At 38.6% G+C, this 8621-nt stretch carries 4 protein-coding genes and 1 pseudogene; all 5 read left to right on the forward strand.

The window, feature by feature from the left end; genetic code table 11:
• Positions 1-162: pseudogene (locus AC1DPZ_RS17315) on the forward strand (tRNA uridine-5-carboxymethylaminomethyl(34) synthesis GTPase MnmE); the annotation flags it as partial.
• Positions 163-496: 334 nt separating this feature from the next.
• Positions 497-1090, forward strand: a complete 594-nt coding sequence (locus AC1DPZ_RS17320) for a hypothetical protein (protein WP_477405635.1) — start codon at positions 497-499, stop codon at positions 1088-1090.
• A gap of 63 nt (positions 1091-1153) precedes the next feature.
• Positions 1154-1576, forward strand: a complete 423-nt coding sequence (locus tag AC1DPZ_RS17325) for a hypothetical protein (RefSeq protein ID WP_477405637.1) — start codon at positions 1154-1156, stop codon at positions 1574-1576.
• Positions 1577-1906: 330 nt separating this feature from the next.
• On the forward strand, positions 1907-6094 hold the full coding sequence (locus AC1DPZ_RS17330) for a hybrid sensor histidine kinase/response regulator transcription factor (RefSeq protein ID WP_477405639.1): 4188 nt from the start codon (positions 1907-1909) through the stop codon (positions 6092-6094).
• Positions 6095-6683: 589 nt separating this feature from the next.
• Positions 6684-8621 (forward strand): SusC/RagA family TonB-linked outer membrane protein (locus tag AC1DPZ_RS17335; RefSeq protein WP_477405641.1); only part of this gene is annotated, 1938 nt, incomplete at its 3' end.

Genomic DNA, 8621 nt, shown 5'->3' on the forward strand with positions numbered 1-8621 from the left:
GCGCTGGTAAGGGTTTTAGGCGGTATTGATGGCAGCATTACTTCCGATTTTCTGTCGATGGATATTAAGCAGGCCCTGCACTACCTCGGTGAAATTACAGGCGTAGTTACTACGGATGATTTGCTGGAAAATATATTTAGCAAGTTTTGTATCGGGAAGTAAACCAACAAAGACCCTTAAATGCTGATTTTCTCTGTCGTTCCTCTTGATTTTTATTAATTACTTTTACTCAAAAACTGATTATGCACCTTAAATACTTATTAATTTCAATATTGCTATTCTTTAGTTGTACTATCACAGGACAATCAATTCAAAAGAAATTAGCTGATTCTACTAAAGCCACAGTCGATTTACGGAAACAGGAATTAAATAAAAAATAAGCATAGACAAACAACGCCAAAATGCTAATAATGGCTCTAATGCCACATCAAACAATCAATTACCTTTAATAATTTCATTAACAATTTCCTCCGTCTCTCTTATTTTATCACTAATTGTGGTTTGGTATAATACTTTAAAACCGTCCAAAATTATTTTATATAATCCTAAGAGAATAACCATAGCTGGCGATGCTTATAATCTTGTTGATGGTCTCTATACGATAACTATTGATCATGCTTTTTATAATAATGGCGCGAAATCAGGAGTGGTTGAAGACCTAATTATTATTATGAGAAATAAAGCAAGTGACCAAAAATTGGAATTTAGGACTTTTTTAGAAGTCATAGATCGGCAATTCAGTTCTGCCCCATCGGATCAACCGCAAAGAACATCATATAAGCCAACTATCGTAAAGGCAAAAGAGAGTGCTTTTAAATCTTTATATTATAGGCAAACTGATTTAAACAAGAGATTTGATATAGTTCCAGGAAATTACGAATTCACGATATACTTTAAAACTTATAACAATGAAAAATTTACAGAAGGTTGCAAATCAAGTGTGGAAATTTTTCAGAGCGACATAAATATTATAAGTATTATTCAAAGAACTCCTGTTCAACCGGAAGGTTACATGGCTTTTGTTCGCGAGCAGATTTTTAGTACAATGGAAACAGAAAAGATAATAAATGACTTTGTTCATGAAATTTAGAATGTCAAGTTATAACCTATTTTGCAGAATTTCCATTTCTACCGATTAACGAAATTTTTATATATGGTAATGCAACGGGGCATAGCGAAGGTTACGATTGGCAAAAATGGAAAGAAATATTACTATGAGCAATTAAATCCCGATGCTGATTATTCATATTGGTACAGAATACGAGAATACAATTTTAATTGGCATATTGAATGCAGCAGAGTTGGTGTCGTAAACAAAATTGAATTTAATGAAGAAAATGAGGTCATTTTTGTTGATTATACTTATGATATTGAGAAATGGGATTTTCAAACCTTGTTAAAGCATAGTGATGATAAATTATGGAACAATAAACTATCTCAAATAAAAGATCAACTTAATAACGATCGACTTAATTCAGCGAGTCAAAATGAAGCAATCCATAACGAACGAAACCTCCGAAAATGGTTGTTTTTTACAATTGCGATTATTGTCGTTTTATATTTTTTATTCAATTAGCAATAAGTAATTTACATTTATTTTGTTTCAATAGGTTTAAGGGTGTTTGGCACGTACAATTTCATGGCGCCATCATAATAACTAGGAATTTCACTTCCTTTACCTTGTGCTATTAATTTTAAATATTATCCTCTCTCCCCCGGAAGTAGTTCAGGCATGCCCTGAACCATAGCATCGGCAACAGAGGTAGGCTTTTTATCTTCTGGTGATTAGATAAGGAATTGCCACTTTACGTTGTTAATTACGAATTTATCTTACTTTTATGCTATCTTAGTGTACCGGCTTGCTAAGGGCCAGGTTCATGATCTCGAAGATCTCAACTGAATTTTGATGCGTGTAAAATTTTATATTGTTGTTTCAGTGTTGTTTTTTGCTTACACGAACAATTTTGCGCAAAGCAATCAATACCGATTTTCGCACCTTGATATAAGTAACGGACTGTCGCACAGCCAGATCACCAGTATTTTTAAGGATTCTGAGGGGTTTATGTGGTTTGGTACTTCTTCCGGTCTCAACAGGTATGACGGTTATAACTTTAAAGTATTCAGGCACGACGCAAGTAACAAAAATTCTATTAATTTCGATTATATAAGAAGCATTTTTGAAGGCCCTGATAAAAAATTATGGATATCAACTCCTCCCGGCTTCTGTTTCTATGATCCGGAAACCGAACGGTTTAATAATGATATGTCATTATTGTCACGTCCTTTGAAGCTACCCGTTAATGATCCTCAAAAAATTGAACGCAGCAGCGCTACAGACTTTTGGTTTTTATATGCTGATTCGGGCATTTACAGATATAACGCCATAAGCAAAAAGACGACGCGTTATTTTCACAGTGTTAACGGGGTTTCCTCGTTATACCCAGGTTCCATTGCGGATATCACGTCTGACGTTAAAGGCAATATTTGGATAGTTTATACTGACGGAATGGTGGAGATGCTTGATGTTAAACTTAACAGGATCAGCTATCGCACCAGCATATTTAACAAGGTAGCTAATAATAAGAAAGATCGTTATGCACTGCTCGTCGACCGCGATGGTGATTTATGGTTTTACTTGCCGTACAATGATTTGGGCCTATCTTATTACCGGCCTTCAACAGGGACTTTCAGGCATATTGATAAAGAATCATCCGGGATAAAGTTAAAAACGAACCTTATTACCAACATTGTTCAGGCTAATGATGGCTTAATATGGATTGCAACTGATCATGGCGGGGTGAATGTGCTGGATAAAAAGAATGGGACAATCGCCTATCTGCTAAATAAGGGAGATGACCCTACCTCATTAAGGCAAAACACAGCAACACTCTATAAGGATAACTTAGGTATTATATGGGCCGGTACTAATAAAAAGGGAATAAGTTATTACCATAAAAATATTATCAAGTTCCCGCTTTTCAGGCATTTAGATTCTGATCCGGCTAGTTTAAAGTTTAACGATATCAATAAATTTGTAGAAGATAAACTGGGGAATTTATGGATCGGCACCAATGGCGGCGGCCTCATTTATTTTAATCGCAAAACGGGCGTATACACCCAATACAAAAACAATCCTAACGATGGCAACAGCTTATCGAGCGATGTAATTATTAGCCTTTGTATAGATCATGACCAAAAATTATGGATAGGTACCTATTTTGGCGGTTTGGATTGCTTTGACGGGAAAACGTTTAGCCATTATAAACACAACGATAAAGTGGCCACCAGTATTGCTGATAACCGGGTATTTAGCATTTTGGAAGACTCGTCTCACCGTTTGTGGATAGGAACGCTTTTTGGGGGCCTCGAAATTTTCGACCGTGAAAAAAAAATATTTTACCATCCATTAACGGAGGCTGATATCAGTTCTACTATAATATTCTCAATCTTCGAGGATAAACAAGGCAATATCTGGATAGGGGGAGGATGGGTGGTAGATGTTATATGGAAGGACGGCCGGCGGGTAAGCCACTATACCGCAAGAGATGGTTTAATTGACAATGAAATAAGCAATATCAATGAGGATAGCCGGGGTTTGATATGGATAGCGACCGCGGGCGGGTTGAGTGTTTTGAATCGTAAAACAAACACTATTATCTCGCTGACAAAAAAAAACGGGCTCCCGGCTAATTCAGTGACCAATACGTTGGAGGATAACAAAGGGGTAATGTGGTTAAGCACTTCGAACGGGTTAGCCCGCGTTAGGTTAACACCAACAGCTGATGCTTTTAATTTTCACTTCGACAGCTTTGACGATACAGATGGCTTGCAGGGCCGGGAGTTCAACAGAAATGCAGCTTTAAAAACACGCGCCGGTGAATTGATATTTGGAGGTCCAGATGGTTTTAATCTGTTCGACCCCGCAAGTATTGAACCCGATACCGCCAAGCCTCAATTAATTTTTACCGACTTTCAGTTGTTCAATAAGAGCATATCAGCAAATGAGGCGGTTAACGGCCATATTGTCCTTCCAAAAAGTATATCAGTAGTACAAACAATAGTCCTTAATCACGACGAAAATATCTTTTCGATAGAATTTGCCGCCCTCGATTATATCAATCCGGGTAAAGTAAAATATCAGTATATGCTGGAAGGCTTTAATAAGGCATGGGTAAATGTAGATAATAAAACGCGAAAAGCCGGTTATACCAATCTGGATGGGGGAGATTATACTTTTAAGGTACGTGTGTCCAATTCTGAAGGTGTTTGGAGTCCGCATAGTATTTCTTTAAAAATTAAGGTATTGCCCCCGTTCTGGAAATCTACTTTGGCTTATGTCATTTACCTGTTGCTGATAACCGGAATCCTCTTTTTTATACGCCGGCGCGGAATACAAAAAATAAGAAGGGAATTCATAGCAGAAAAAGAAAAATTTATAGCAGAGAAAGAAAAACAGGAAGCAAAATTGATGATTGAACAGGAGCGGCAGGAGATTAAGCGAATGCAGGATCTTGATCAGTTGAAAACCAAATTTTTGACCAATGTAAGCCACGAGTTCCGAACACCGATTTCGCTGATCATGGCACCGGTCGAAAAGATGCTTACCCGCGCCGATCAGGAACAGAAACAACAGCTGGGCATGATAGGAAAAAACGCCAGGCGGTTGTTGAACATGGTAAACCAGTTGCTTGATTTTAGGAAGATGGAAGTGCAGGAGTTGAAACTGCATAGCAAGCCAGGGGATATGGTGAAGTTCATCAACGAGGTATACCTTTCATTTACTGATATCGCCGAACAAAAAGGGATTAATTTTATTTTTGATACCTCGACTAATTCGCTGTTTACCAGTTTTGACCATGATAAGGTAGAAAGGATATTGTTTAACCTGCTGTCAAATGCCTTTAAATTTACACTGCCTGGCGGGCAGGTAAGCCTGTTGCTTAATATAGATAGCGAAACCGGCGATGCCCCGCTTGAAATTAAGGTGATTGATACAGGTATTGGTATCCCGCATGAAAAACAAAGTAAAATTTTCGAGCGTTTTTTTCAACACGACATTCCGGAATCGATGATTAACCAGGGCAGCGGTATCGGCCTCGCAATTACGCATGAGTTTGTGAAGATGCATGGAGGAGAATTAACAGTTGAGAGTGAGCCCGATCATGGCAGTTGCTTTACCGTTAAATTACCTTTTGTCATCTACGCCGGGCCGGAAACTGATATAGTAACTGCCGATGAGACCGATTTGACGAATCAGGATAGTGAAAGCCTCAATGAAATTAAAACTGTAACCAAACCGCCGCGATCAAATAAAAAGCCGGTAGTTCTTTTGGTTGAGGATAACGATGATTTTCGTTTTTACCTGAAAGACAATTTAAAGGATGTGTTTTTTTTAATCGAAGCTTCGAATGGGAGGGAAGGCTGGCAAAAGGCCCTGTCACAACATCCGGATATTATTGTTAGTGATATTAGCATGCCCGAGATGACGGGAATTGAGTTGTGCAAAAAACTAAAGAACGACAAACGTACCTCGCACATTCCTGTTGTGCTGTTAACCGCGTTAACGGGTGATGAAGAACAGATAAAGGGCCTGGAAATTGGCGCTAATGATTACATGACAAAACCATTTAATTTTGAAATACTCCTTTCAAAAATTAAAAATTTGCTAATCCTGCAGGATAACTTTAAACGTACTTATAAAAAACAAATTGATTTGCAATTGCAAGAAGTTGCCATTCAATCTGATGATGAGAAATTTTTAAGAAATATAGTTGAATATGTTGAGCAGAATATTTTAAACTATAATCTTTCGATAGAAGAAATAAGCCGGCATATGAACATGAGCCGTGTATCGCTTTATAAAAAAGTTTTAATGCTTACAGCTAAGCCGCCTATTGAATTTGTTCGATCAATAAGATTGAAAAAAGCTATGTATATGCTGGAGAACAGTCAAATGACAATCAGCCAGATTTGTTATGAAGTTGGCTTTAACACACCTAAATATTTTACGAAGCTATTCAAGGATGAGTATAACATACTTCCCTCAACCTATCTCAGTTCAATTCGCCAACAGAAACTGAAGGAAAAAGAATAGTTAATTAAATTCTCTCCGGATTTATTTTTTAGCACCGCCTTTTCTGGCTGCGTTATAACAGCCAATTAGGATCCTCTTTGTTGTTACACAAGTCAATATTTCAAAAAAAAGAAATAAAAACTCGAAATAGAAATAAAAAATATTCATAACTTGTTTATTTTAAGTTAGTTATATGTGTGGTTAACATCTCGTCTATATTCGTTATCAAACCGGCTATTCCTTTCTTTTTAACAATCATAGTTTCATCCCCCAGAATATAAGTTCAAAGTAATGTATTTAAACGACGCTGCTTTTGACCAATGTTCCACCAATAACCAATAGGACCAACAGTTAACTTTTTTGAATTAGTAAACATGCGTCTGACTGCACCTGAAGTTTTTTAACTGATTGTTCGGGCAGCCGTTTCATGTGAAGAAACTAACAGTAAAGTAGTTTTCAAAGGTTGCTTTGGGTATTGGGCTATCTAAAATGCGATAACAAAATAAATTATGAATGAGAGAAAAACCAATTAAGCACTAACCAAAAACAATGTACCAATTATCAAACCTTAAAATCCTTTTAAAAGATGGATAAAAATTTACAAAAGAGAGTGAAATATCAGATTTCATTAATTATTGCGGGTATATTTCTTTATATATCTGCCCATGCGCAAACCGTAAATATTACGGGCAAAATAACAAGCGCCGACGATGGCCAGCCGATACCAGGCGTAAGCATTAAAATTAAAGGGACGGGCTTCGGGGCTATATCCAGTATTGACGGAAGCTATTTCATAGCGGCTGAACCTGGCAAGGTACTCGTTTTTAACTTTTTAGGCTATGCGCCACAAGAAATAACTGTTAAGCAAGCCGGCGCAATTAATGTCAGGCTCAATTCAACATCCAGTAAATTAAACGAAGTGGTTGTTGTTGGTTATGCCAAAGCACGAAGAAAAGACGTTACAGGGTCTATAAGCTCAATATCGGGGACCGATTTGCGCCAAACGCAACCAACTACTTTTGACCAGGCCCTGCAGGGTAAAGTTGCGGGTGTTGTGGTTCAGCAAGTGTCGGGCCAGCCGGGTGGGGGCGTATCTATTCAGATACGTGGTGTATCGTCAATAAGCGGCACCAACTCGCCGTTGTACGTAATTGATGGTATTATTATCCCGCCGGTAGGTGACCCGGGTAAAGGCGGCAACCCGTTAAACGCCATCAGCCCCAACGAAATAGCATCAATAGATGTATTGAAAGATGCATCGGCAACGGCTATATACGGTTCGCAGGCAACCAATGGTGTAATTGTTATTACCACAAAAAGAGGAAAGCAGGGGGCACCGCAAATAACCTATGATTTCTATTCAGGATATCAGGTGATAGCGAAAAGGCTTCCTACAATGAACCTGCAGGAACATGCCGGTTTCATTAATGCCAGAGGGCAAGTATGGGGCTTTGATGTAAGGCCAGAATTTGCCAATCCGAAGTATTTAGGTACCGGTACCGACTGGCAGGCGGAATTATTCCGCAAAGCTCCTATGAACAACCATAACCTTACCGTGAGCGGCGGCGATGACAGAACGCAGTATTTGCTGTCGGCCTCTTATTTTAACCAGGAAGGTATAGCCATTGGATCTAATTTTACGAGGGCCTCGGTACGGTTAAATTTAGATAACAAAACTACTAACTGGCTTAAGATTGGAACCAGTCTTCAATTGGCCCGCGTTAGCGAAAATCAAAATTCAACGGCTTCGGGAGTTATTGGTTCGGCGCTAAACCTCACGCCCGACATCCCGGTGAAAAACCTTGATGGCTCATGGGGTGGTATTAGTAACACAAATGGTTGGGTGCTTTCTACCCCTAACCCTGTGGCTATGGCCGAGATCATAAAAAACCTTAGAAAAAGAAAGCAGATATTTGGCAACTTATACGCCGAAATACAATTTACCAGAGACCTGTCTTTACGAAACGAAGTGTCGGGCAATTTCGATTTTAACACAGAAGATAATTTTACACCAACTTATACCTTCGGCAAAACCGTTAACAACACTAATTATGGCTCAACATCAATGGGTCAAAATGATTATACGGTAATACGCAATTTTTTAACTTATAACCACAATTTCAGCCGGTATTATGTCAATTTATTGGCGGGGCACGAATCGCAGGTTGGTTCTTTTCAAAATGCATACGCCTATCGGTCAAATTTCCCTTCAAATAACGTACAGGCTATTAATTCGGGTGATGGTACCACAGCCAGAAACGGCGGGGATTATGGTTCGGGCACCGCGCAGGAATCTTATTTCGGCCGTATCAATGTATCATGGGATGATAAATACCTGGTTACCGCTAATTTACGGGCCGATGGTTCATCAAATTTTTTCCACACCAATCGCTGGGTAAATACTTACTCAGGAGCATTTGCCTGGAAAATTAATAACGAGGCGTTTTTGAAAGGCGTTAAATCTATAAATGAATTGAAGCTGAGGCTTGGTTATGGGGTTACCAATAACCAGGGCATACCGGGCAATACCTTTGTAACCCAGCTTCAA

Source organism: Mucilaginibacter sp. P4_G9, assembly GCF_056400985.1.